This window comes from Pseudomonas sp. ADAK13, from assembly GCF_012935715.1.
GTDB lineage: Bacteria > Pseudomonadota > Gammaproteobacteria > Pseudomonadales > Pseudomonadaceae > Aquipseudomonas.
The window spans coordinates 4322818-4345898 of record NZ_CP052860.1; the positions used below are offsets into that span (position 1 = coordinate 4322818).

A 23081-nucleotide genomic window follows, 5' to 3' on the forward strand; every position below is an offset into this window, starting at 1 on the left:
CCGAGCGTTAGTGCTTGGCCTCGCGAATCATGTTGCGGGCGATCACCAGTTGCTGGATCTGCGTGGTGCCTTCGTACAGCCGGAACAAGCGCACATCGCGATAAAACCGCTCGATGGCGTACTCGCTCACATACCCGGCACCGCCATGAATCTGCACGCAACGGTCGGCCACGCGGCCGCACATCTCCGTGGCGAACATCTTCGAGCAGGACGCTTCGGTGCCGATGTTCAGGCCTTCGTCACGCTTGCGCGCAGCGTCCACCACCATGCAGCGGGCGGCGTAGATTTCGGCCTTGCTGTCGGCGAGCATCGCCTGGATCAGCTGAAACTCGGCAATCGGCTGGCCGAACTGCTTGCGTTCCAGGGCGTACAGCAAGGCATCGTTGAGCATGCGCTCGGCGGCCCCGACGCTGACGGCGGCAATGTGCAGGCGGCCCTTGTCGAGCACCTTCATTGCCGTCTTGAAGCCCACGCCTTCGACGCCGCCGATCAACTGGTCGGCCGGCACCCGCACGTTGTCGAAAATCACGTCGCAGGTGTGGGCGCCTTTCTGGCCCATCTTGTGGTCGCGCTTGCCCAGGGACAGGCCTGGGGTGTTGCGCTCAACGATGAATGCACTGATGCCGGCCGAGCCCTTGATGTCCGGGTTGGTGCGGGCCATCACCGTGTAAATCCCGGCGTGGGGTGCGTTGGTGATAAAACGTTTGGTGCCGTTGATGACGTAGTGATCACCGTCGCGAACGGCGGTGGTTTTCAGCGAGGCGGCGTCGGAGCCGGAGTCCGGTTCGGTCAGGCAGAACGAGCTGAGCAGTTCACCGCTGGCCAGCTTCGGCAGATAGTGCTGCTTCTGCGCCTCGGTGCCGTCCAGCAGGATGCCGATGGAGCCGATGCCGTTGTTGGTGCCGAAGTAGGAGCGAAATGCCGGCGAGGTGCGCCCCAGTTCAAAGGCCACGTTGACCTCTTCTTCCATGGTCAGCCCGAGGCCGCCGTAGGCTTCGGGCAGGGTCAGGCCGAACAGGCCCAGCTCGCGGAACTGGCTGACGATATCCGCCGGGACGTCATCGGTCTCGGCCAGCTCGTTTTCCCGTGGGATCAGCGCTTCGTTGACGAACTGCTGCAGGGTTTCCAGCAACAGGTGCAGCGTTTCGGCGTCTCGGATCATGTGCATTCCTCAGCGGCCCGTTCGGCGGGCCTGTTGTCGTCAATCTGCCGAGGCCCTGCACCGATCTGTCTAGCGGGTGGCGGCCTCGATGTTGTTCACCATGTGCTTGAGACGGGGCCCGATGTCGTCCTCGAGTTTCTCCCGGGAAAGGTGAAAACTCGGTCCGCCACAGTTGAACGTCAGCAGCCCATGTTGTGCATGCAGCAGCGGTACGGCGATGGCGTTTACATCGCGGTGCCACTCACCGATCGACATGCAGTAGCCGAAATCGGTGTAATCCCGGAAGGCACGCTCCAGGCCTTTCCTGATGCCCGGCCAGTCCTCCAGATGACGCTGGCGGATGTGGTCGAGGATAAATTCCCGCTCGTTTTCCGGCATCGCTGCCAGGCAGGCGCGGCCTGCGGAACTCAAGTGCAACGGCAACCGCGTACCGACCTGGCGGCGCATGGTCATGTTGGCTTCACCCTGGACCACGTCCAGGTACACCATGTCCAGGCGGTCCCGCGTGGCCATCGCCACTGCGGCCTGGGCGTACTTGGCCATCGTCTCCATCAGCGGATGGGCCACGGCCCGCACCGACAGGTTCGACAGCATGGCGTAACCGAACGCCATCACCCCGACATCCAGCTGATACCGGCCCGACTGCGGCAGGTGCTTGAGATAGCCCAGGCGGGTCAGCGTGTGGGTCATCCGCGTAATCGTCGGCTTTGGCAGCCCGGTCTTGCGCGCCAGTTCCTGGTTACCCAGCACGCTTTCGCTGGGGGTGAAGCAGCGCAGCAGTTCCAGGCCTCGGGCCAGGGCGGTGACGAACTGGCGGTCCTTGTCTTCCTCCTCGTCGGCGTTCATCGGGTCGAGCAGCAAGTGCTCGAACCCGTGGTTGCCTGCCGGTGTTTCGGGTGTGTTCGGGTCCAGGTTTCGACGGCGCATGTTAGTCCCCCTTTTTTTAGAAAATCAACAAAACAAAATTGTATTCCGCACAGCGAAACTAATCAACTTCGCGGGTGATTGTCTTTTTGTTTAATAAAATCCGTCTAAACAACGAGTTATAGCCCGATTTACCGGGCGCTCAGGTTTTTACGTTTACATCACGATGGGTCGGTCCTTATGATTATCGCTAAATACGGAATGTTGTTTCGCATAGCGAAACTGTCGATATCCGAACTAACAAGAACATTGCAGCAGGAGAATCTGTGGCCAGCCTCGACCAACCCGTAGTGCACCTCGACGTCCAGGACAATGGCGTCGCCGTGGTACGCATCCACCGCCCCGAAGTGAAAAACGCCTTGAACGCCCAGGTCCGCGAAGAGCTGGCCGAGCATTTTCGTGCCCTGGCCAAGCGCCGTGATGTGCGCGCCATCGTGCTCACCGGCGGCGATCAGTTCTTCGTGGCCGGCGCTGACATCAAGGAGTTCGCCAGCGCGAGCCCGATCGAGATGTATCGCCGGCACACCGAATATTTGTGGGAAGCCATCAGCCGTTGCCCGAAGCCGGTGATCGCCGCCGTGAATGGTTTTGCCCTGGGCGGCGGGTGTGAGTTGGCCATGCATTGCGACCTGATCGTCGCCGGGGAATCGGCGCGGTTCGCCCAGCCCGAGGTCAAGCTGGGCCTGATGCCGGGCGCCGGTGGCACCCAGCGCCTGGTGCGCGCCGTGGGCAAGTTCCAGGCCATGCGCATCGCGTTGACCGGCTGCATGGTCAAGGCGCCGGAAGCCCTGGCCATGGGCATGCTCAGCGAAGTGGTGGCGGACGATCAAACCATCCCCCGCGCCCTGGAGCTGGCCGCGCAGATTGCCGCCCTGCCGCCGCTGGCGGTGGAACAGATCAAGGAAGTGATGCTCGCCGGTGCCGACCTGCCGCTGGAAAGCGCGCTGGTGTTGGAGCGCAAGGCCTTTCAACTGCTGTTCGATTCGGCAGACCAGAAGGAGGGCGCCGCGGCGTTCTTCGAAAAACGCACCGCGAACTACCTGGGGGAATGACGATGACGGATTCAATCAAGATCATGGGCTTGGTAGGCACTGGCGTGATGGGCGCCGGGATTGCACAGATTGCCGCTCAAGCCGGCGTGTTGGTGCGCTTGTTCGACGCCCGCGACGGTGCGGCGCAGGCTGCCCGGGACAGCCTCGGCACCACGCTTTCCAAGCTGGCCGCCAAGGGCAAGATCACCCAGGCGGCGGTGGACGCTGCGCTGGAAAACCTGCAAGTGGCCGCCACCATCGGGGCGCTGCACGATTGCGACCTGGTGGTGGAAGCCATCGTCGAAAACCTCGACGCCAAGCGCGGCCTGTTGCAGCAACTCGAAGGTGTGGTCAGCGCGGAGTGCATCCTCGCTACCAACACCTCATCGCTGTCGGTCACGGCTATCGCCACCGGCTGCCAACACCCTGAGCGGGTGGCCGGGCTGCACTTCTTCAACCCGGTGCCGTTGATGCGCGTCGTCGAGGTGATCGACGGCCTGGCCACTGCGCCGAAGGTCGGCGATGACCTGCTGGCCTTCGTTACCCGCACCGGCCATCGCGGTGTGCGCGCCAAGGACACCCCGGGTTTTATCGTCAACCACGCCGGCCGTGCGTACGGCACCGAAGCCTTGAAGATGCTCGATGAAGGCGTTGCCGAGCGCGGCGATATCGACCGCATCCTGCGTGAAGGCGCAGGGTTTCGCATGGGCCCGCTGGAACTGCTGGACCTCACCGGGCTCGACGTGTCCCACCCGGTGATGGAGTCGATCTACAACCAGTTCTATCAAGACCCGCGCTACAAACCGTCGCCCCTGACCCGCCAGATGCTGGTGGGCGGGCGCTTCGGGCGCAAAAGCGGGCAGGGCTTCTACCGCTATGAAAATGGCCAGGTGGTCGACGGCCCGCAGCCGCAACCGGTGCCTGCCATCAAGCCATTCCCGCCGGTGTGGATCGCCACCGAAAACGCCGATGACTACGAGCGCCTCAGCGCGCTGGTGATCGAGTTGGGCGCGCACCTGGAAAGCGCGGCGCAGCCTTCGCCAGAAGCGTTGTGCCTGCTGGCGCCGTACGGCCTCGACGCCACCTCGGCCAGCGAACGCTTCCACACCGCCCCGGCGCGCACCCTGTGCATCGACCTGCTGACCGACCTGTCGCGCCATCGCACCTTGATGCAAACCCCGCTGACGTCCAGCGCCAGCCGCGACGCCGCCCACGCGCTGCTCGCCAATGACGGTGTAGGCGTGACGGTGATCAGCGACAGCGTCGGCTTCGTCGCCCAGCGCACCCTGGCGATGGTGGTCAACCTGGCCTGCGACATTGCCCAGCAACGCATCGCCAGCGTCGACGACATCGACCAGGCGGTGCAGCTCGGCCTGGGTTATCCACAAGGCCCGCTGGCCTGGGGCGATGCCCTTGGGCCACGGCGCATCCTCACGATTTTGCAGCGCATGAGCGAACTCACCCACGACCCGCGTTATCGCCCCAGCCCCTGGCTGCGGCGGCGTGCCGTGCTGGGGATTTCCCTGCGTCATGAAGAGCCGGCAGTCGGCTGATTTCGATTCATCACAGGACAAGAATAATGGGTGCATTGACAGGTTTGCGGGTGCTGGATTTAAGCCGGGTATTGGCCGGGCCCTGGTGTGGCCAGGTGTTGGCTGACCTCGGCGCGGAAGTGATCAAGATCGAACGGCCGCAAAGTGGTGACGATACCCGGGGTTGGGGCCCGCCGTGGATGAAGACTGATACCGGCGAGTCGTCCGGGCAAGCGTCGTATTACCAGTCCACCAACCGCGGCAAACTCTCCGTGGCCATCGACCTCGCCACCCGCGAAGGCCAGGAACTGGTGCGGGCGCTGGCGGCCAGTTCCGACGTACTGATCGAAAACTACAAGGCCGGTTCCCTGGCCCGCTATGGCCTGGACTACGCGACCCTGGCCGAGATCAATCCGCGCCTGGTGTACTGCTCCATCACCGGTTTCGGCCAGACCGGCCCGCGTGCCGAAGAGCCCGGCTATGACTTCATCATCCAGGGCATCGGCGGCCTGATGAGCATCACCGGCGAGCGCGACGACCTGCCCGGCGGCGGTCCGCAAAAAGTCGGCGTGGCGTTCTCCGACCTGATGACCGGCCTGTATTCCACCGTCGCGATCCAGGCTGCCTTGCTCAGCCGCGAACGCACCGGCGTCGGCCAACACATCGACATGGCCCTGCTGGACGTGCAAGTGGCAACCCTGGCCAACCAGAGCATGAACTACCTGGCCTCGGGCAAGGTACCGGAGCGCTACGGCAACGCCCACGCCAACATCGTGCCGTACCAGGTGTTCCGCGCTGCAGACCGCGACTTCATTATTGCCTGCGGCAACGACAGCCAGTTTATTGCGCTGTGCCACAGCATTGGTTTGCCACACCTGCCGCAAGACCCGCGCTTTCGGCGCAATGCCGATCGGGTCGCGCATCGGGCAGAGATTGTCGAGCTGTTGTCGGCACACTTCCTGGGGCGTACGGCGGACGAGTGGGTGGCGAGTATTCACGCGTCGAAAGTGCCGGTGGGCGCGATCAATAACATCGCTCAATCCCTGGAAGAGCCGCAGGTGATTGCCCGTGGGTTGATGGTGAAAATCCCGCATCCCAAGAATCCGGAGTTCGAGATGGTCGGCAGCCCGATCAAGATGTCGGGCACGCCGGTGGAGTATGTAAGGCCGGCGCCGATGTTGGGGCAGCATACGGATGAAGTGCTGGGTGAGCGGCTGGGGTTGTCGGCAGAACAGCTGGGGCAACTCAAGGCGGGTGGGGTGATCGAGCAACTCGACTGAGCCGTTTCAAACAGGCGACTCCTGCGCCGAACGTTGTTGAACAAACCGTTCGATCAACCACCTCGCCGCAGGCCCCGGTGGCACATCCGTGCGGTAGATAACGTCGAACGTGTATTTGCCGCTTTCGTATTCCGGGATGTTCAATTTCACCAGCCGGCCACTCTCCAGGTCCTCCTGCACCATCGGGGTCGGCATGTTCCCCCAGCCGATCCCTTCACGCAGCAGCATGTGCTTGGCGCCCAGGTCGGCCAGGCGCCAGGTGCGGTTGCTGAGCACGGCGAAATCCTTGTCCTTGGTCAGGCGTGAGCGATCGGACAGGACCAGTTGCGTCAGCTCGCGCCCGGCGCCCGGTACATTGGCGTCGCCTGATGCCAGTGGATGATTCGGCGCGGCCACCGGGATCAGCTCGACACTGCCGATGCTCATCCTTTCGATCCCGTCGATGCCCTCATTCATCGGCCCGCTCACGCCGATGATCGCTTCGCGGTTGATCACCAGTTCAGCGACGGCGCCGAGCGCCTCCATGTGCAGGTGCAGTGAAACCGTGGGGAACGCTTCCCGAAAGGATTTGAGGGCGTCCACCACGCGCTCGGCGGGAAGCATCACATCCAGCACCACATGGACTTCGGCTTCGAGCCCCTGAAGCAGGCCTTTGACCTTGGCGCGCAAGCCATGAATGCCGTTGGTGATGGTCCGGGCTTCGGCCAGCACGGTGCGCCCTGCCTCGGTGAGCTGGGGTTTGCGGGTGGTATGGCGGTCAAACAGCGACACGCCCAGTTGTGTTTCCAGGTTGGCGATCGAGTAGCTGACGACCGAGGTGGCGCGGTGAAGTTTTCGGGCGGCCGCTGCAAAACTGCCGACTTCCACCACCGTCAGGAACACGCGCAGTTGGTCCAGTGTCGGTGTTCCGGGCTCAGAAAGCATGTGGGTAGCCTCAGGCGTGCGTTGATTGATGCAGAGTAGCTTGTCTATTTAATCGAATCTAATGATCTAAATTAACCAGCTATTCAGAGTAGCTGGTCAGGCGCAACATTTCTTCAAGAGAGCGGTTCATGTCGAGCCGTTTCCAATCGAAGGAAATACCCCATGTCTACTTCTCAACACATCGCTCATTCCGACAACGCCGAACACAGCCAATCTGATGTGGCTCATGCCTCGGCCTCGTTGATTGGCCGAGTACTGCTCAGTGCCATCTTCATCCTCTCCGGCGTTTCGAAACTGGCAGCGCCCGCCATGATGGTTGGTTACATCAGCTCCGTCGGGTTGCCGTTTCCACAAGTGGCATTGGTGGTGGCGGTCATCGTTGAACTGGGTGGTGGCCTGGCGCTGATCGCGGGTTATCGCGCCCGTGTCGTTGCGGCAGTACTGGCACTGTTCAGCGTGGCCACGGCGCTGGCTTTCCATAATGCGCTGGGGGATCAAAACCAGTTCATCCACTTCTTCAAGAACATCGCCATGGCCGGTGGCCTGCTGCAAGTGGTTGCCTTTGGTGCCGGTCGTTTCAGCCTCGATGCTCGTCGCCGCTGATACCGCCTGGAGTAATCATCATGGCCGTTCATGAAACCGTTGCCCCTCGGGCAATCACTTACCGCACCACCGGCAGTGGGCATGGCCCGATTGTGAGGCTGATGAGCCCTTCGGACCTGGGGCACCTGATCAAGCCTTTCGTGTTCCTGGATCTGTTTGAAGGCGAGAGTTCATTCATCCACGGCATGCCCATGCACCCTCACTCGGGCATCGCCACCGTCACCGTGATTACCGAAGGCAATCTGCATTTTGAGGATGCTGAATCGGGTGTCGGGACGATCGACTATGGCGGTGTTGAATGGATGCGGGCGGGTGGTGGCGTGTGGCACGGAAAGGAGATGTCGGTTGGCACGTCTAAGCGCATCCAGGGTTTTCAATTGTGGGTTGCACTGCCACCGGCGTTGGAAAACGCGCGCGTCGATAGCCAATACCTGGAGTCAAGCGTGATGCCGGAAGCGGGGCCGGCACGGGTGATTGTTGGCGAGTACCAAGGTGTGCAAAGCCCGGTTCGGGCGCCGGCGGGCATTAATTACCTGTTGGTTACGCTGCAAGACGGTGAGTCCTGGACCTATGTGCCGCCCAATGGGCACGAGTCATTGTGGCTGAGTGTCAGCCGCGGGCAGCTCGCTGCACCCGGCCTAGTCATGGCGGGAGAAATGGCCGTCTTCGAACCCGGCAGTGGCGCTGTGACGCTGACGGCGATGCAGCGCGATACGGTGTTCGTGATCGGTTCAGCGGCGCCTCACCCCTATGACCTGGCGCTGGGAAACTACTCGGTTCACACCAGCGCGCAGGCCTTGCACGCGGGCGAGGCAAAAATTGCCGAAATCGGCGCCCGGTTGCGTGAGCACCTGGGGCGTGCAAAGCAGCCCGACACCGTGCCCGTTTTCCGCTAACCCAAACGACCCATGTCGCCCCATTTACGCGGCACCTGGCTGCACCTACAGGAACTGAAATGCTAGAGCACCGACTCAAGGCCGATCTCGGCGGCGGCGACTATGGCTGGCTCAAGGCCCGTCATCACTTCAAGGTAACGCCCGATGGCAATCCCGCTCACCGCCCGCTGGGGGCTCTGGTGGTCTGGAACGATGACCTGATAGCGCCTGACAGCGGCTTCCCGATGCATGGCCACGAAAACATGGAGATCGTTTCCTACGTGCTGGAAGGTTCGGTGAGTCATCGGGACAGTGCCGGCGGCCAAGGCCGTACCGAGGCGGGTGACGTGCAGGTGATGAGTGCCGGCACCGGAATTCGGCATGAAGAGCGCAACGCGCAAGGTGTTCCGTTAAGGCTGTTTCAGATCTGGTTGCGGCCACGGGAAAACGGTGGTGTTCCCCGTTGGGGGTCGCGCCCGTTTCCAAAGGCGGGTCGGGCTGGTCAATGGGCCGTGTTGGCCAGCGGGATGCCGGACGATCAGGGCGCATTGCAGATCTGCGCCGATGCACGGGTGCTGGGCGCCACACTCAAGGCCGGTCAGCGCTTGAACTATTCGATGACTGGCCAGGGCTATCTGGTGCCGACCCTCGGTGCAGTGACAGTCAATGGCGCGACGGTTGAAGCCGGGGATGGTGTGGCCATGACCCAAGAGCGCGTGCTGGCGGTCGAGGCTATCGACGATACCGAAGTGATACTGGTCGAGGTGTTTTGAGCATGAGCACGATCATCATGACCGGCGGGACGTTCGGCCTGGGGGAGGCGACTGCGCAGCGGTTGAGCTCGATTCCTGGCACCCGGCTTATCCTTGGCGGGCTTGAAACCCGTTGGCCCCTGGAGCTGGCAAGCCTAAGCAGCGTCAGGCAGTTCGCCAGGCAAGTACTCGATACCCTGGGCGAGACGAAGATTGATGCCCTAGTGCTGAATGCCGGGATCAGCTTTCCCACAGCGGTGCGCACGGTGGACGGTTATGAGACCACCTTTGCGGTGAATCACCTCGGCCACTATTTACTGCTGCGGCTGCTTGCCCCTGCGTTGGCACCTGATGCGATTGTGATGATCACCACCAGCAATACCCATGACCCGATGTTCAGCCCGGTCGCCCCGTTTCCCTATGTCGATGCACACCAACTGGCGTACCTGGACCTTGAGTCTGGCGGCCTGGCATTCGAGTCCGGATTCCGCGCTTACGCCACGTCGAAGCTGTGCAACCTGTTGACGGCGCGTGCCTTCGCGGCGGCATTCGATGCCCGAGTGATTGCTTATAACCCTGGGTATATTCCCGGTACTGGTCTGGGGCGCAACTTGCCGCCGGGGACGCTGCCGCTATCGAGCGCTCATCAGGCTGAGGCCGCGCGCCTGCACGCCGGGCACGTCCTGGCCGATCTTGCGCTTGGGCGCATCGTTCCGCCGCCCGGGCGTCTGTATGCATCCCTTGTGAGGGGCGAGGTGACGTGGCCCGAGCCGTCCGAGCTGGCTAGGCGTGAGGATGTTGCGCAGAAGCTTTGGAATGACAGCGCGGTGTTGACGGGCTTGGCCTGAGGGCATTATCGAGCGGGGGAAGCTGACGGCAGCTGGTTCACAACTGCCGTCCGCTTTTTAGCGCGTGACTTCTTTCAGGTAGGTATTTCGGGCAGCAACGGCCGTAGGCGTGAAATCCGTGAACACACCATCAACACCGGCCCGGAAAAAGGCCAGGTATTCGGCCGCCGGGTTGCCCTTGTAGGCGCCTGCCAGGTACTTCGCTTCGTTGCGGAAGGTGAAGATATGGACGAACAGCCCGGCCTTGTGCGCATCGCTGATCAGGCTGGTGGGCTTGAAGGTGTCGACCTCGGGCAAGCCGGGGTTTGGCGCTGAAGTGGCAGTCAGCGACATCGCTTGCGGCTTCCACGGGCCGATGCCGTCGGCGTAGGTCTTGACCTCGGCCAACCCGGCCGGTGTCAGCAGCGCACCAAACGAGCGTGGGTCACCCGCGACGGTCCAGCTATAAGGGCGGCCGCTGACGAAGGTATTGGGTTTGTCGGTGATGAAAATGGTTTCGCCGGTCTTGAAGTTCACGCCGTTCCCATCCACCAACTGAACCGCCCTGGCTTGCAGGCCGATGGAGCGCAGGTATTTCAGGCTGTTGGGGTCAAAGCTCTGCACAAACACCGGCGCGTCTTTGCGATTGAGGTTGTTGTCTTTCAGGGTCTTGAGAAAGGCCGCTTCGAACGGATGACTGCCCGGCGCGCCGCAACCATTGGCGATGGCCTGGGCGTTGTTCCAGATCGGGTTTTTGCTTTCCGGGTAGGTCGTGATCACGCGGCCAGTGGCGGCGCTTTTGGCTTTTGCAATGTCGATCACTTCCTGGAAGCTCAGGATCGGCAGCTTGCCGTTGAGGTCGGTCGGGCGCTCGTCGCGGGCATCGTAGGTTGTGCCGCCGATCCATTGCTTGAGTTCGGCCAGGGTGAAATCGCTGATCGACCAGTCGTTGGTGTGGTCTTCGCCGTCCACGATCAAGGACTTCAATACGGATTTTGGATCGTTGGGGTTGGTCAAGTCGCTCAGGTACTGGGCCGGGCCATTCTCGGCGGTGGCCGGATACCGGACGTTAACCAATACGCCCGGAACCGTACGTTTGCGGCGTGCAACCTCGGGGTTGGTCTTTGCGACATCGCTGATGTTGGTGTTGTCGCTCAACCAGGGGTTGTGCCGCGCCACCAGCACACAGTCCTTGGTCATGTGCAGGTCCAGCTCCAGCGAATCCGCCCCCGCATCGGCCGCATGTTCATACGAGGCCCGGGTTTCCTCCGGGTACAGCCCCGGCAGGCCGCGATGGCCGATCACCAGGGGCGGTGCACCGTCGAGGGTCTTGAACGAAGCAGAGGCGACCGGTGCGCTCTTGGTCACACTGTCACACGCGCTCACCGTCAGGGCGCATCCGATAACGATAAAACGGGCGAGCAGGGTTTTTACCGCAGGCGGGCCTGAGCGAGTGTGCATGTGTCGTCCTTCAAGGAAAGGGTGGGGGCGGGGTTATCTGCGGATGTTGGCGTTGGCGTATGACAGCGTTGTGACAAGTGTGGAGATGATGATTTCCCGGCGCGGCGCAACCTGGGGTATACAAAATCTCACTGAACGCTTGACTTCTCCTTTTCAATCAGTAACATACGGCGCATTCCGCGATAGCTCAGTTGGTAGAGCAAATGACTGTTAATCATTGGGTCCCTGGTTCGAGTCCAGGTCGTGGAGCCAGATAGTAAAAAAGCCTGCAGCGATGCAGGCTTTTTTTTGCCTGGAATTTGACCCGAACACTCGATTCAGGCATGTCCTCGAAACAGACGGTATTCGTCGGGCATGCAGACTGCACAAGGACGATATCCAGCCGCGATAGCAGTGAATTCATCGGGAAAAAACACGCGATTTTTCACATAGCCGCCGCGCGCAATCGCTTGCAGTGCCGCACGGCAGTCGAGCTTTCCATAGAGCCTGCTACGACGGTGCCCGCCCAGCGTTCCCGGCTCGGGGCTTGGGAAAGGTTCTGCGTCTGCGCCCATCAGTATCCATACGGTTTTTTCAGCCATCGCCTGTCCTCCTGCCGTAACGGCCCGCGCTTGCGTCCCTATGTATCGCCTTTCATATTGGGTAGCACACCCGGTTTCTTGCTTTTTTTATCGCTCAAAGACAGTCAAAGTCGGGCACCCTACGCGTTATCCATCACTGATTTCCGACAGGAGTCGAACATGCCAACACTTCCCGAAACGTCCACCGACCCCTACCTATGGCTTGAAGACATCGACAGCACCCGGTCACTGGACTGGGTACAAGCCCAAAATCTCAAGACCGAAGACCGGCTCGCCCGCTCCGACAGCTTCAAGCAAATCAAGGCCGACGTGCTGGAGATGCTGGACTCGGACAGCAACATCCCCCACGTCAACAAGGTCGGTGCTTATTACTACAACTTCTGGATGGACGCCGCTCACCCGCGCGGCCTGTGGCGTCGTACCACCCCGGCGGAGTACCGCAAGGCGCAACCTGCCTGGGAAACGCTGCTGGACCTGGATGCACTGAACGCCGCCGAAGGCGAAAACTGGGTGTGGCACGGTGCTGATTACTTGCGCCCGGATTACCAGCGCTGCCTGCTGGAGCTGTCGCGCGGCGGGGCTGATGCGGGTGTCATCCGCGAGTTTGATCTGGCCAGCAAGACCTGGGTCGAAGACGGCTTCCAGTTGCCGGAGTCCAAGGGCGGCCTGGGCTGGATCGACCGTGACAACGTGTATGTCTTCACCGATTTTGGCGAAGGCTCGATGACCCGCTCGGGTTACCCGCGCATCGCCAAGCAGTGGCAGCGCGGCACGCCGCTGAGTGACGCCCGTGTTGTCTACGAAGGCACGCTGGATGATATGTACATCGCGGCGATGCACGACGACACGCCCGGCTATGAGCGTGACTTCGTCAGCCGTACGCTGGCGTTCTACAACAACGAGCTGTACCTGCGGGGCAACGATGGCCAGTTGAGCAAAATCGACGCGCCGAACTCGGCTGAAAAGTCGGTGCATAAAGACTGGCTGCTGCTGGAGTTACGCGAGGACTGGGCGCTGGATGAAGTGTTTGTCTCGGGCTCCTTGCTGGCGATCAACGTTGATCGCTTCATGGCGGGTCAGCGGGATTTCGAGGTGTTGTTCACGCCCACGGACAGCACCTCGCTGACAGGGTTTACCTGGACCCTGAATCACCTGGTGCTGAACGTACTCGATCACGTCAAGAGTCGCCTCAGCGTGCTCACGCCCGGCGCGAACGGATGGCAGCACAGCCCGTTCACGGGGGCGCCCGGCATGGGCACGGTGTATGCCCGCGCAGTGGACAGCGACGACAGTGATGCCGTCTGGCTGGTGACCACCGATTACCTGACGCCGACCACCCTGGCGCTGGCCGAGATCGGTCAGGCGCCCGAGGTGCTGAAAACCCTGCCGGCGTTTTTCGACTCAAGCCAGCACGTGATCGAGCAGCAGTTCGCGGTCTCCAGGGATGGCACCCGTGTGCCGTATTTCATGGTGCGCGGCAAGGACTTGCAACTCGATGGCACGGCGCCGACCTTGCTCTATGGCTACGGCGGTTTCGAGGTCTCCCTGACGCCGAATTACTCCGGTGAAGTAGGCCGCGCCTGGCTCTCGAAAGGTGGCGTGTACGTGGTTGCCAACATTCGCGGTGGCGGTGAATACGGCCCGCGCTGGCACCAGGCGGCACTCAAGCAGAACCGTGGGCGGGCCTATGAAGATTTCGCGGCGGTGGCCCGGGACCTGATCGCCCGCGGGATCACTTCACCCCGCCACCTGGGCGCGGAGGGCGGCAGTAACGGCGGCCTGTTGACCGGCAATATGCTCACCCAATACCCGGAGCTGTTCGGTGCAATCGTGTCCCAAGTGCCTTTGCTCGATATGCAGCGCTACCACCACTTGTTGGCCGGGGCGTCGTGGATGGAGGAATACGGCAACCCGGACGAGCCCGAAGAGTGGGCCTACATCCAGACGTTTTCGCCGTACCACCTGTTTGACCCGGCGAAGACCTACCCACCGGTGTTTTTCCTGACCTCGACCCGCGATGACCGTGTGCACCCGGCCCACGCCCGCAAGCTGGCGGCGAAGATGATCGAGGCCGGCAAGGACGTGACGTATTACGAAAACATCGAGGGCGGGCACGGCGGGGCGGCGGACAACGCGCAGGCTGCGCACATGAGTGCGCTGGTCTACCGCTTCTTGTGGGAGAAGCTGAGCGTCAGCCGGGACTAATCGGCACCGGCGGTGACCAGGTTGCGCGTCAACCACTCACTGAAGCACCGTGCCAGTGGGTTGTTCTCGCTGTCACGGTGGGTCAGCAAGGCCCAGTTGGGCCCGCGAATGGTTGCCTCTACCAGCGGTTGCAGCAACCCGTCTTCCAATGCCTGTCGGCTCAATAACTGGCTGACCAGCGCAATCCCCAACCCGGTACACGCCGCCTCCAGCAACAGCCCGGGGTCGGAGAAATTCAGCCCCTGATCCTTTTGCCCCACATCAATCCCGGCCTCCACCGCCCAATGGCTCCAATCCATCTCCCGTTCGCCGTGCAGGGTGGTGCGTTGCTCCCTGGGCAGTGCCAGCACGCGTGGGTTGCACGCGGGGAACAGGCGGTCGGCATGCAGCACCTTGAAGCTGCATTCGGCCTGGGAGCAAATGTCGTCGCGCACGGCCAGGTCGATGGTCTGGCTGGCCATGTCCGGGACTTCGTCGGTACTGAAAATCCACAGGTCCACTTCCGGGTGCTGGCGGCGGAAATCCTCCAGGCGCGGCAGCAGCCAGTGGCGGGCGAAGGTCGGCGTGGTGTTGAGCACCAGCTGGTTGGGCTTGCGGTACTGCCCCAGGCGACGAACGCCCACGGCCAATTGCTGCAATAGCGCCTGGGTGGTGCTGAGGAAGTCGTGCCCGGCATCGGTCAGGCTGACGCTGCGCCCACTGCGGAAAAACAGCGGTTGCTCCAGGTACGCTTCAAGGCTGCGAATTTGCTGGCTGATGGCCGATTGAGTGAGGTGCAGCTCCTCGGCGGCCTTGTGGAAACTGCCCAGCCGGGCGGCGGCTTCGAAGCCGCGAAGGGTGCCGAGCGGCGGCCAATGGTTAAGCATGCTGATAAGTTCCTCTAATCAGTTTTCCACAAAATCCATCGTTTGTGAGCCCGTTTTTACAGCCGTAGCATGCATGCCAAGACCTCACAGGCAGTTTTCATTGAACACAATGACTTAACTCAAAGGTATTTGTCATGCAGCAGAATGAAATTCAAAACGGTGGCGGGTGGATGCCGGCGGAGTGGGCCAGGCATGCCGCGACGTGGATGGTCTGGCCGCATAACCAGGCGCTGTGGGAGTCCGGCTGGGGCGTTACATTGGCGCTGGTGCAGGAGGACTTTGCTCGTGTCGCCAATGCGATTGCGCGGTTCGAACCGGTGAAAATGATCGTCGATCCTTCGGCTGTGGCCGGCGCCAGGGCGTTGTGCGGGCCAAACATCGCACTGATCGAACTGGCGGTGAATGACAGTTGGTGTCGCGATTCCGGCCCGAGTTTTGTGTGCCATCCGCAACACGGGCTCGCCGGTGTGAGCTGGCGTTTCAACGCGTGGGGCGGCAAGTCGGCCCATGACCTGGATGAAAGCCTGGCGCGCTGTGTGCTCAATCATCTGGGCGTGGAGTGCCTGGGCACACCGTTGAGCAACGAAGGCGGCGCCATTCATGTGGACGGCGAGGGCACGTTGATCACCACCGAGTCGGTGTTGCTCAACCCCAATCGTAATCCGGGGGTGACCAAGGCCGAGATCGAGGAGATTTTCACCCGCCTGCTGGGCGTGAAAAAAACCATCTGGCTGCCGGGTGATCCCGATCATGTGACTGGCGACATGACCGACGGCCATGTCGATGGCGTGTGCGCATTTGCCCGTCCGGGCGTGTTGCTGGTGGATGCCACCCATGACACCCATTCGGTGTACGCCGAGGTGGTGCGGGAAAACCGTCGGGCTCTGGAGTTGGCCACCGACGCCCGAGGCCGTCGCTTCGAGATGATCGAACTGTATGAAGCCACCGATGCGGTGGACACCGAGGCTGAAGTGTTTTGCGCCTCCTACACCAACTTCTACATCGCCAACCACGCGATCATCATGCCCGCCTATGGCATCGACGCCGACCCGATCGCCGCCGATGTCCTGGCCCGTGCGTTCCCGGGGCGCGTGGTGGTGCCGGTGCGCATCAATCACCTGGCTCATGGCGGCGGCGGGGTGCATTGCATCACCCAACAGCAACCCGCCTGGCCGCTGAAGGGGTAATGCCATGTCAGTACTGACGATTGCCGTCACGCAAATGCCCTGCACCTGGGACCTGTCCGCGAACCTCGATCTGGCCGAGCAATTGGTGCGTGACGCGGCCAGGCAGGGCGCGCAGGTGATCCTGCTGCAAGAGCTGTTTGCCACGCCGTACTTTTGCATCGAGCAGCATCACAAACACCTGGCGCTGGCGCAGGAATACCGACACAGCGCGGTGCTCAAACGCTTCGCCGCCCTGGCCCGGGAACTGGGCGTGGTGCTGCCCCTCAGTTGGTTCGAAAAGGCCGGCAACGCCTGTTTCAACTCACTGAGCGTGGCCGATGCGGACGGGCAACTGCTGGGGGTGTATCGCAAGACTCATATCCCCAACGCCATCGGCTATCAGGAGAAGGAATACTTCAGCCCCGGCGATACCGGCTTTCGGGTCTGGGACACGGCGTTCGGGCGCATCGGCCTGGGCATCTGCTGGGATCAGTGGTTCCCCGAAACCGCGCGCTGCCTGGCGCTGATGGGGGCTGAAGTGTTGTTGTTTCCCACGGCGATCGGCTCTGAACCCGGCTGCGCGACCCTGGACTCCCGGGACCATTGGCAGATGACCATGCGCGGACATGCCGCCGCCAACTTGGTGCCGGTGGTCGCTGCCAACCGTGTCGGCCGCGAAGTGGCGACCACCGACCCGGCCTTGCAGATGGACTTCTACGGCTCGTCCTTTATCTGCAATCACAAGGGCAAGTTGCTTGCCGAAGCGGACCGCGACAGCACCGGCGTGCTGGTGCACAGCCTCGACCTGGCGGCGATGCGCGAGGACCGTCTGACCTGGGGCATCTACCGTGACCGTCGCCCGGAAATGTATGGCGGGTTGTTGAGTCTGGATGGTCATCACACCCACCGAGGCCTTTGACATGAAGATTATCTGTACGCTGTTGCTTGGATCCCTGGTGCTGGCGTCGTCCCTGCACGCCGAAGAAAAAACCCTGAAGCTCTACAACTGGGCCGATTACTTTGCCGAGGACACGCTGTCGCGGTTCACCGCCGAAACCGGGATCCAGGTGATCTACGATGTGATGGACGGCAGCGAAACCCTGGAGGCCAAGCTGATGGCCGGTGGCAGCGGTTATGACCTGATTTTCCCTGGCGACACCGTGGGCGAACGGCTGATGCGCGCGGGCAGCCTGCAACCGCTGGATCAGTCCAGGCTCACCGCCCTGAGCGACATCGAGCCCGGTTTGCAGAAGCTGCGCACGCACTACACCTACTCGAACAACGCCACGGTTCCTTACACCTGGGGCACCATCGGCCTGACCTACAACACCGAGCAGATCAAACAGCGCATGCCGGACGCGCCGGTCAACAGCCTCGACCTGTTGTTCAAGCCGGAGCTTGCCGCCAAGTTCGCCGACTGCGGGATTTCCCTGATCGACTCACCGGATGAAGTGCTGGCGGTGGCCCTCAATTACCTGGGGCGTGACCCGCGCAGCGCCAAGCCGGCAGACCTGGCCGCCGCCAGCGAGCTGTTGCTCAAGCTGCGACCCTACATCCGCAAGTTCCAGTCGCAGCCGGTGACCGACCTGGTGAACGGTAACCTGTGCCTGTCCCTCGGCTACAGCGGCGACATGACCCAGGCGCAACGGGCGGCGGACGCAGCCGGAAAAAAGGTCACGTTCGACTATCACATCCCCCGCGAGGGCACCACGGTGTGGATGGACACGATGGCAATCCCCGTCGATGCCCGGCATCCGGAGTACGCCTACGCGTTCATCAATTTCGTGATGCGCCCGCAGAACATGGCCGCCATCAGCAACTTCACCGGCTACCCCACCGCGAACGCCAAGGCGCGTCCAGAGGTGGATCCGGCGATGCGCAACAACCCGCAGATCTACCCGGATGAGGCCACGTTTGAGCGGCTGATCCCGGGAAAAGACATCCCCCAGGCGGACATGCGTGCACGCATGCGCGTCTGGACCAAATTCAAGACCGCTACCGTCCAATGATCCCACTTCCAGAGGTACCCATGGCAACACGTCGCGAATTCATCAAACAGGTATCGGTGGTCGCCACCCTGGGCGCCGCCGTGTCCGTCGGGCTGGGCTCGCGCTGGGCACAGGCCGCCACCCAGGGCCACTGGTTCATGCCCGACGAAGGCGAAAAACATCAGCAGGCGTTCATTGCCTTTGGCGCGCAGGAGGCCATTCACGAGGACTTTACGCCCGACGTGCAAGCAGCCCTGGGCCGGATCGCCCGCGCCATCGCTCGTCACGAGCCGGTGACCGTGTTCTGTCGGGAAGAGGAGCGAGCGCTGGCTGAAGAAAAATGCGGCACCCGCAACACCACGTTTGTGGTCACCGAACTGGATGACATCTGGATGCGTGACACCGGCGCCAATTTTGTCATCGATGGCCAGGGCGGGCTGGGTGCCGTGGATTTCAATTTCAACGGGTGGGGCAACAAACAGCAGCACGCCGAGGATGCGCAGGTGGCTGCCCTGGTCACCGAAGTCGCCGAGGCCCGGCCGATTCGCAGCGAACTGGTGGGCGAGGGCGGGGCTATCGAGGTGGACGGCCACGGCACCGGGATCATGACCGAGAGCAGCTGGATCAATGGCAACCGCAACCCCGGCTGGAGCAAGGCCGAGGTGGAAGCAGAGCTGAAGGCACGCCTGGGCCTGCGCAAGATCATCTGGCTGCCGGGCATCAAAGGCCAGGACATCACCGATGCCCACGTCGATTTTTATGCGCGTTTCGTCAAGCCGGGCGTGGTGATTGCCAACCTCGACACCGACCCCGAGTCCTATGATCACAAGGTCACGCTGGCGCACCTGGACATTCTCAAGCAGGCCACCGACGCAGACGGTCGGCCGCTGCAGGTGCACACCGTGTCGCCGCCGCTTAATCCACGCAAGAGCCGTTTCAACCGGAACAATCCGGATTTTGCGCCGGGGTATATCAACTACTTTGTCATCAATGGGGCAGTGATTGCGCCCGAGTTCGGCGACAAGGTGGCCGACGCCAAAGCCTTTGAACTCCTGTCCAGGCTCTACCCGGAGCGCGAGGTGGTGCAGCTCGATATCGATGCGATTGCGGCGGGTGGCGGCGGGATTCATTGTGTGACCAGTCACCAGCCGGCGGTTTAGGCGGGGGCGCGCAATGCCCGCTTCAGTTGACCGTATGCCTCGGCCAACTGTGCCTGGGTAAAGCCCAGGTTCCTGCCGCTGGGGTTAGGCAAAACCCACACGCGGGAATGTCCGAGAGCATGCGGCTGCAACCCCCACGCAATGTCCCGCTGACCGCTCAACGCGCTGTACGCCGCCTTCCCCAGAAACGCGACAAACCGCGGCGCGTAGCGGGTGATCTTGCTTTCAAAATGCGCTGCCGCTGCCTTGAATTCATCCGCCGACAACTGATCCGCCCGGGCCGTAGGCCGCTCCACCACCGTGGTCAGCCCGCACTGATAATGCAGGATCGTGCGGTCGTTTTCCGGCTGCACTTCATGGGGCGTAAACCCGGCCAGGTGCAGGGTGCGCCAGAACCGGTTGCTCCTGCCCATGAAGTGATGCCCGGTGGCGGCGGCCTTGAGCCCCGGGTTTATCCCGCAAAAAATCACGGCGAGATTTTCGGCCAGAATATCGTCCAGTCCTTCCTTCATCCGCAGATGACCTGCACGGCACTGCGCGCGAGTGCGATCAGCTCGGCGTGAGGTTTGCCCGCCCGAGCGCGAATCGACAGGCTGTGCACCAAAGAGGCGGCGAGGACGGCGACGGCTGCCGGGTCTGCACCGCCTTTCAATTCACCGGCCTCGATGGCCGTGCGCAAGCGGGTTTCGAGATGGGCGTCGAGGGCGTCAAGGCGCTGCAACAGCACGGCGCGAATCTCGGCGTCCTCGACCGCTTCGGTGGTGGCGGTGCCGATGATAAAGCAGCCCCGTGGCTCGCCGTCCCCCGAAAAGTAGATCGACAACTGGCCTTCATACAGGCGCATCAATGCGTCGGCCAGGGTCAGGCTCGGATCGTCCAGCGCCTCGTCGATGGCGGCTGACGCGAGGCCCCAATACTGCTCAAGCGCCTTGAGGTAGATCGCGTGTTTGTCGCCGAACGCCGCGTACAGGCTCGGCCGGTTCATCCCGGCAGCAGTGGCGATGCCGTCCAGTGAGGCGCCGGAATACCCCGTACTCCAGAACACCCCGAGGGCTTTTTGCAGCGCCGTTTCGGGGTCGTAGGCGCGCGGGCGGCCACGGCCTTTTGCCTCTGTGATCTTTTTTTGTGCCATGACGTACAAAAATCCTTGAGTAGAGGTGGGTGGGTCGATATTCTTACATCATCGCACAAAATTAAAGCCTCAGAAATCCCGGGCTCAGTAAAGGTGATTCGATCATGAGCAAAGCGTTGGAAAACACGACCCGCACACCCTGGCGTTCACTGTTGATGGTGGGCTTTCCGGTACTCGTGGCCGCGGCGGGGTATGTGTATTACCTGAAGGATGCGCCCTACGTATCCACCGATAACGCCTATGCCCGAGTGGCGAAGGCGTCGGTCAATGCGCGGGTGTCCGGGCAGGTGGTCGAGATCGCCGTGGAAGACAACCAGGCGGTGCACAAAGGGCAGGTGCTGTTGCGGATCAACCCCGAGCCGTTCCAGGTGGCGGTTGACCGTGCTCAGGCCCAATTGAGCATGGCGCGCTTGCGCATTGAAGGCCTCAAGGCCAGCTACCGGCAACAGCAGGCGGAACTGCAAGCGGCCAGGGAGTCGGCGGGTTTCGACCAGAAGGAATTCGCCCGTAAAAAGGCCCTGGTGGCTACCGAGTTCGTGTCTCAGGCAGTGTTTGAACGAGCGGACACCGACTTGAAAGTCGCCCGGCAACGCGTCGCGTCCATCGAGCAGCAGCTCGCCAATACGGTGGTGGCCTTGAACGGCAATCCAGACATTGAAATCGACCGCCATCCCGCGATTCGCGAGGCCCAGGCGCAGCTTGATGAAGCGCAACTCTACCTCTCGTACGCGACGGTGTATGCGCCCGACGATGGCGTCGTCGCCAAGGTGGATGACGTGCAGGTCGGTGACTACCTGAACAGCGGCGCGCCGGCCTTCGCCTTACTGTCGCCCCGTCGTACCTGGGTTGAAGCCAACTTCCGCGAGACCCAGATGACCCATATGCGGGCCGGCCAGCAGGCAACCGTCAGGCTCGACACGTACCCGGACCATCCCTTCAAGGCCCACATCACCAGCCTGAGCCCCGGCGCCGGTGCCGACTTCGCCTTGCTGCCGCCGGAGAACGCCACCGGCAACTGGGTCAAGGTGGTCCAGCGGGTGCCGGTGCGTCTGGAACTGGATGACGCCAGCGCCGACTTGCCGCTGTTCTCCGGCACCAGCGCCACCGTAACCGTTGATACAAGGACCGGCCCATGAACAGCGCACGCACCCTCAGGTTCACGGCGTTGCTGGTGACCTGGCTGCAGGCGGTCAACGTGTCGCTGCCGAACTCGGCCCTCAGGTTTATCCAGGGCAGTTTGTCGATGACGGACGATGAGGCGGGGTGGATCTTCACCTCGTACCTGGCCGCCAGCGCGATCACCTTGCCGGTGGCCCAGTGGCTCGCCGCGCGCTTCGGTGTGAAGGCGGTTTACCAGGCGGCGATAGCGATCTTCGCCGTCGGATTGCTGCTCGCGACCGGGGCAACCACTTCGCTGCAATTCGTCGGCGCCCGGATAATCCAAGGGGCTGCCAGCGGGGTATTGGCGCCGCTGTCGATGGCCATCGCCCTGGAGACATTGGCGGCGCAAAAGCGGCCAACATTCGGCCCGCTGTGGACGGCTATCGGGTTGCTGGGCATCGTCAGCGGCCCGGCGATTGGCGGCTGGATCAGCGAGCATTTCGGCTGGCGCTGGATGTTTTACGCCAGCCTGCCGCTGTTGGCCTACGCCGTATTGGTCGTGGCGTTGTTGCAACCCGAGAAGAAAGCCAGCAGCGCGCCGGCCTTTGATTTTGCAGGTTTCGCCAGCTTTACCCTCGGCGTGATCGGCCTGCAAATGCTCCTCGACCGGGGCCAGCGCCTGGAGTGGTTCGACTCGCCCGAAATCTGGCTGGAAGCGGCCGCCAGTGCGTTGGGGTTCTACCTGTTCACCGTGCACCGTTTAACTTCCGGTACGCACTTCATCAGCAAGGGGTTATTGCGTGATCGCAACTTCGTGCTGTCGACCATCATCTTCTTCGCGGTCGGTTTCGTGCTGCTGCCGACCATGGCGATGACCTCGCCGATGCTGGACGAACTGCTCGGCTTCCCGCCGGACACCACAGGCTTCCTCACCATCCCCCGTGGCGTGGGTCTGCTGGGTGCGTTCTGGCTGATGAACCGCGTGCCCGGGCACCTGGATGGCCGCCCGTTCGTGGTCGCCGGTATCGCCGTGGTGATCTACGCCAACCACTCGATGCTCGGTTATTCGCCGTTGATGGATGGCTGGCCGGTGGCGCTGGCCGGCGCGATCCAGGGGGCGGGCCTGGGCCTGCTGATGCCGGCACTTTCCCGGGTGGCGTTCAGCACCCTCGCACCCACATTGCGCCCCGAAGGCAGCGGGCTGTTCAACCTGTCCCGGGTCTACGGCAGCACCCTCGGCGTGGCTGTGGTGCAGTGGTTCTTCTTCAACAATACCCAGGCGATGCACGTGGCGCTGGCCAGCCACCTGACCGTGCAGGCGGTCCCGGCATCGACGTCCCTGGCCGGGTTCGGTGCGCTCAACGAAGCCATCACCGGCCAGGCCGCCTTCATCGCGGTGCTCGGCCAATTCAAGATTCTGCTGTGGGCGATGCTGGTGGTGAGCCCGCTGGTTCTGCTGCTGCGTAAACCTGTCACGACCCACTAGTTTTCCGGAGTGTGCCAAATGAAAC

General features: G+C 62.3%; 22 protein-coding genes and 1 tRNA gene. 15 read left to right on the forward strand and 8 right to left on the reverse strand.

The window, feature by feature from the left end; all coding sequences use genetic code 11:
* Positions 1 to 7: 7 nt before the first annotated feature.
* Both HKK54_RS19960 and HKK54_RS19965 read right to left on the reverse strand, forming a co-directional pair.
* Entirely contained in the window at positions 8 to 1162 is a 1155-nt protein-coding gene (locus tag HKK54_RS19960) for an acyl-CoA dehydrogenase family protein (RefSeq protein WP_169387545.1), read from the reverse strand.
* A 69-nt stretch (positions 1163 to 1231) separates the two neighbouring features.
* Complete coding sequence (locus HKK54_RS19965; protein WP_169387546.1) at positions 1232 to 2089, reverse strand: IclR family transcriptional regulator; 858 nt, start codon at positions 2087 to 2089, stop codon at positions 1232 to 1234.
* Positions 2090 to 2352: 263 nt separating this feature from the next.
* On the opposite strand from HKK54_RS19965, the gene HKK54_RS19970 reads away from it, so the two are divergent.
* From HKK54_RS19970 to HKK54_RS19980, 3 genes are read left to right on the forward strand one after another with little or no spacing between them, the layout of a single operon-like run.
* Positions 2353 to 3138, forward strand: coding sequence for an enoyl-CoA hydratase (locus tag HKK54_RS19970; protein ID WP_010175990.1), 786 nt, complete (start codon positions 2353 to 2355; stop codon positions 3136 to 3138).
* 2 nt (positions 3139 to 3140) lie between these two features.
* On the forward strand, positions 3141 to 4670 hold the full coding sequence (locus HKK54_RS19975; RefSeq protein WP_169387547.1) for a 3-hydroxyacyl-CoA dehydrogenase: 1530 nt from the start codon (positions 3141 to 3143) through the stop codon (positions 4668 to 4670).
* A 26-nt stretch (positions 4671 to 4696) separates the two neighbouring features.
* Positions 4697 to 5929 (forward strand): CaiB/BaiF CoA transferase family protein, encoded by a 1233-nt coding sequence (locus HKK54_RS19980; RefSeq protein ID WP_169387548.1) that lies wholly within the window; start codon positions 4697 to 4699, stop codon positions 5927 to 5929.
* A gap of 6 nt (positions 5930 to 5935) precedes the next feature.
* Here HKK54_RS19980 and HKK54_RS19985 read toward each other — a convergent pair whose 3' ends face one another.
* Positions 5936 to 6853 (reverse strand): LysR family transcriptional regulator, encoded by a 918-nt coding sequence (locus HKK54_RS19985; RefSeq protein ID WP_169387549.1) that lies wholly within the window; start codon positions 6851 to 6853, stop codon positions 5936 to 5938.
* 162 nt (positions 6854 to 7015) lie between these two features.
* On the opposite strand from HKK54_RS19985, the gene HKK54_RS19990 reads away from it, so the two are divergent.
* The 4 genes from HKK54_RS19990 to HKK54_RS20005 are packed head-to-tail and all read left to right on the forward strand — an operon-like array spanning position 7016 to position 9931.
* Positions 7016 to 7456, forward strand: a complete 441-nt coding sequence (locus tag HKK54_RS19990; RefSeq protein WP_169387550.1) for a DoxX family protein — start codon at positions 7016 to 7018, stop codon at positions 7454 to 7456.
* A 20-nt stretch (positions 7457 to 7476) separates the two neighbouring features.
* The gene (locus HKK54_RS19995) at positions 7477 to 8352 is read left to right on the forward strand and encodes a pirin family protein (RefSeq protein WP_169387551.1); all 876 of its coding nucleotides are present in this window, start codon (positions 7477 to 7479) and stop codon (positions 8350 to 8352) included.
* A 59-nt stretch (positions 8353 to 8411) separates the two neighbouring features.
* A complete protein-coding gene (locus tag HKK54_RS20000; protein WP_169387552.1) occupies positions 8412 to 9104 on the forward strand; it encodes a pirin family protein in 693 nt (230 codons plus the stop codon).
* Between the two features lie 2 nt (positions 9105 to 9106).
* Positions 9107 to 9931, forward strand: coding sequence for an SDR family NAD(P)-dependent oxidoreductase (locus tag HKK54_RS20005; protein WP_202026860.1), 825 nt, complete (start codon positions 9107 to 9109; stop codon positions 9929 to 9931).
* A gap of 57 nt (positions 9932 to 9988) precedes the next feature.
* Here HKK54_RS20005 and HKK54_RS20010 read toward each other — a convergent pair whose 3' ends face one another.
* On the reverse strand, positions 9989 to 11371 hold the full coding sequence (locus HKK54_RS20010; protein WP_169387554.1) for a glycerophosphodiester phosphodiesterase family protein: 1383 nt from the start codon (positions 11369 to 11371) through the stop codon (positions 9989 to 9991).
* Between the two features lie 176 nt (positions 11372 to 11547).
* On the opposite strand from HKK54_RS20010, the gene HKK54_RS20015 reads away from it, so the two are divergent.
* A tRNA-Asn gene (locus tag HKK54_RS20015) sits at positions 11548 to 11623 on the forward strand.
* Between the two features lie 65 nt (positions 11624 to 11688).
* Here HKK54_RS20015 and HKK54_RS20020 read toward each other — a convergent pair.
* Positions 11689 to 11952, reverse strand: a complete 264-nt coding sequence (locus HKK54_RS20020) for an Ada metal-binding domain-containing protein (protein ID WP_169387555.1) — start codon at positions 11950 to 11952, stop codon at positions 11689 to 11691.
* A 159-nt stretch (positions 11953 to 12111) separates the two neighbouring features.
* On the opposite strand from HKK54_RS20020, the gene HKK54_RS20025 reads away from it, so the two are divergent.
* Positions 12112 to 14157: a prolyl oligopeptidase family serine peptidase gene (locus HKK54_RS20025; RefSeq protein WP_169387556.1), complete on the forward strand. Its 2046-nt coding sequence runs from the start codon at positions 12112 to 12114 to the stop codon at positions 14155 to 14157.
* Here HKK54_RS20025 and HKK54_RS20030 read toward each other — a convergent pair.
* A complete protein-coding gene (locus HKK54_RS20030; RefSeq protein ID WP_169387557.1) occupies positions 14154 to 15023 on the reverse strand; it encodes a LysR substrate-binding domain-containing protein in 870 nt (289 codons plus the stop codon). The two genes, HKK54_RS20025 and HKK54_RS20030, sit on opposite strands and share 4 nt — an antisense overlap.
* Positions 15024 to 15157: 134 nt before the next feature.
* Here HKK54_RS20030 and HKK54_RS20035 point away from each other — a divergent pair, with 134 nt between their 5' ends.
* Genes HKK54_RS20035 through HKK54_RS20050 form a run of 4 tightly spaced genes read left to right on the forward strand, consistent with a single transcriptional unit; the run spans position 15158 to position 19337 of the window.
* Positions 15158 to 16210, forward strand: a complete 1053-nt coding sequence (locus tag HKK54_RS20035) for an agmatine deiminase family protein (protein ID WP_169387558.1) — start codon at positions 15158 to 15160, stop codon at positions 16208 to 16210.
* 4 nt (positions 16211 to 16214) lie between these two features.
* Positions 16215 to 17108 (forward strand): N-carbamoylputrescine amidase, encoded by an 894-nt coding sequence (aguB, locus tag HKK54_RS20040; RefSeq protein ID WP_169387559.1) that lies wholly within the window; start codon positions 16215 to 16217, stop codon positions 17106 to 17108.
* 1 nt (position 17109) lies between these two features.
* The gene (locus HKK54_RS20045; protein WP_029616113.1) at positions 17110 to 18198 is read left to right on the forward strand and encodes an extracellular solute-binding protein; all 1089 of its coding nucleotides are present in this window, start codon (positions 17110 to 17112) and stop codon (positions 18196 to 18198) included.
* Positions 18199 to 18218: 20 nt separating this feature from the next.
* Positions 18219 to 19337 (forward strand): agmatine deiminase family protein, encoded by a 1119-nt coding sequence (locus tag HKK54_RS20050; protein ID WP_169387560.1) that lies wholly within the window; start codon positions 18219 to 18221, stop codon positions 19335 to 19337.
* Here HKK54_RS20050 and mug read toward each other — a convergent pair.
* Both mug and HKK54_RS20060 read right to left on the reverse strand, forming a co-directional pair.
* On the reverse strand, positions 19334 to 19849 hold the full coding sequence (gene mug, locus HKK54_RS20055; protein WP_169387561.1) for a G/U mismatch-specific DNA glycosylase: 516 nt from the start codon (positions 19847 to 19849) through the stop codon (positions 19334 to 19336). The two genes, HKK54_RS20050 and mug, sit on opposite strands and share 4 nt — an antisense overlap.
* Positions 19846 to 20469: a TetR/AcrR family transcriptional regulator gene (locus HKK54_RS20060; RefSeq protein WP_169387562.1), complete on the reverse strand. Its 624-nt coding sequence runs from the start codon at positions 20467 to 20469 to the stop codon at positions 19846 to 19848. The genes mug and HKK54_RS20060 overlap by 4 nt, the downstream gene beginning before the upstream one ends.
* A 104-nt stretch (positions 20470 to 20573) precedes the next feature.
* Here HKK54_RS20060 and HKK54_RS20065 point away from each other — a divergent pair, with 104 nt between their 5' ends.
* On the forward strand, positions 20574 to 21605 hold the full coding sequence (locus HKK54_RS20065) for an HlyD family secretion protein (protein WP_169387563.1): 1032 nt from the start codon (positions 20574 to 20576) through the stop codon (positions 21603 to 21605).
* On the forward strand, positions 21602 to 23056 hold the full coding sequence (locus tag HKK54_RS20070; RefSeq protein ID WP_169387564.1) for an MFS transporter: 1455 nt from the start codon (positions 21602 to 21604) through the stop codon (positions 23054 to 23056). The genes HKK54_RS20065 and HKK54_RS20070 overlap by 4 nt, the downstream gene beginning before the upstream one ends.
* Positions 23057 to 23081: the final 25 nt, after the last annotated feature.

What these genes read in the sequence shown, in the direction of transcription:
- HKK54_RS19960 (WP_169387545.1), bottom strand. Translation starts at nt 1,162, where the DNA reads ATGATCCGAGACGCCGAAACGCTGCACCTGTTGCTGGAAACCCTGCAG.
- HKK54_RS19965 (WP_169387546.1), bottom strand. Translation starts at nt 2,089, where the DNA reads ATGCGCCGTCGAAACCTGGACCCGAACACACCCGAAACACCGGCAGGC.
- HKK54_RS19975 (WP_169387547.1), top strand. Translation starts at nt 3,141, where the DNA reads ATGACGGATTCAATCAAGATCATGGGCTTGGTAGGCACTGGCGTGATG.
- HKK54_RS19980 (WP_169387548.1), top strand. Translation starts at nt 4,697, where the DNA reads ATGGGTGCATTGACAGGTTTGCGGGTGCTGGATTTAAGCCGGGTATTG.
- HKK54_RS19985 (WP_169387549.1), bottom strand. Translation starts at nt 6,853, where the DNA reads ATGCTTTCTGAGCCCGGAACACCGACACTGGACCAACTGCGCGTGTTC.
- HKK54_RS19990 (WP_169387550.1), top strand. Translation starts at nt 7,016, where the DNA reads ATGTCTACTTCTCAACACATCGCTCATTCCGACAACGCCGAACACAGC.
- HKK54_RS19995 (WP_169387551.1), top strand. Translation starts at nt 7,477, where the DNA reads ATGGCCGTTCATGAAACCGTTGCCCCTCGGGCAATCACTTACCGCACC.
- HKK54_RS20000 (WP_169387552.1), top strand. Translation starts at nt 8,412, where the DNA reads ATGCTAGAGCACCGACTCAAGGCCGATCTCGGCGGCGGCGACTATGGC.
- HKK54_RS20005 (WP_202026860.1), top strand. Translation starts at nt 9,107, where the DNA reads ATGAGCACGATCATCATGACCGGCGGGACGTTCGGCCTGGGGGAGGCG.
- HKK54_RS20010 (WP_169387554.1), bottom strand. Translation starts at nt 11,371, where the DNA reads ATGCACACTCGCTCAGGCCCGCCTGCGGTAAAAACCCTGCTCGCCCGT.
- HKK54_RS20020 (WP_169387555.1), bottom strand. Translation starts at nt 11,952, where the DNA reads ATGGCTGAAAAAACCGTATGGATACTGATGGGCGCAGACGCAGAACCT.
- HKK54_RS20025 (WP_169387556.1), top strand. Translation starts at nt 12,112, where the DNA reads ATGCCAACACTTCCCGAAACGTCCACCGACCCCTACCTATGGCTTGAA.
- HKK54_RS20030 (WP_169387557.1), bottom strand. Translation starts at nt 15,023, where the DNA reads ATGCTTAACCATTGGCCGCCGCTCGGCACCCTTCGCGGCTTCGAAGCC.
- HKK54_RS20035 (WP_169387558.1), top strand. Translation starts at nt 15,158, where the DNA reads ATGCAGCAGAATGAAATTCAAAACGGTGGCGGGTGGATGCCGGCGGAG.
- aguB (WP_169387559.1), top strand. Translation starts at nt 16,215, where the DNA reads ATGTCAGTACTGACGATTGCCGTCACGCAAATGCCCTGCACCTGGGAC.
- HKK54_RS20045 (WP_029616113.1), top strand. Translation starts at nt 17,110, where the DNA reads ATGAAGATTATCTGTACGCTGTTGCTTGGATCCCTGGTGCTGGCGTCG.
- HKK54_RS20050 (WP_169387560.1), top strand. Translation starts at nt 18,219, where the DNA reads ATGGCAACACGTCGCGAATTCATCAAACAGGTATCGGTGGTCGCCACC.
- mug (WP_169387561.1), bottom strand. Translation starts at nt 19,849, where the DNA reads ATGAAGGAAGGACTGGACGATATTCTGGCCGAAAATCTCGCCGTGATT.
- HKK54_RS20060 (WP_169387562.1), bottom strand. Translation starts at nt 20,469, where the DNA reads ATGGCACAAAAAAAGATCACAGAGGCAAAAGGCCGTGGCCGCCCGCGC.
- HKK54_RS20065 (WP_169387563.1), top strand. Translation starts at nt 20,574, where the DNA reads ATGAGCAAAGCGTTGGAAAACACGACCCGCACACCCTGGCGTTCACTG.
- HKK54_RS20070 (WP_169387564.1), top strand. Translation starts at nt 21,602, where the DNA reads ATGAACAGCGCACGCACCCTCAGGTTCACGGCGTTGCTGGTGACCTGG.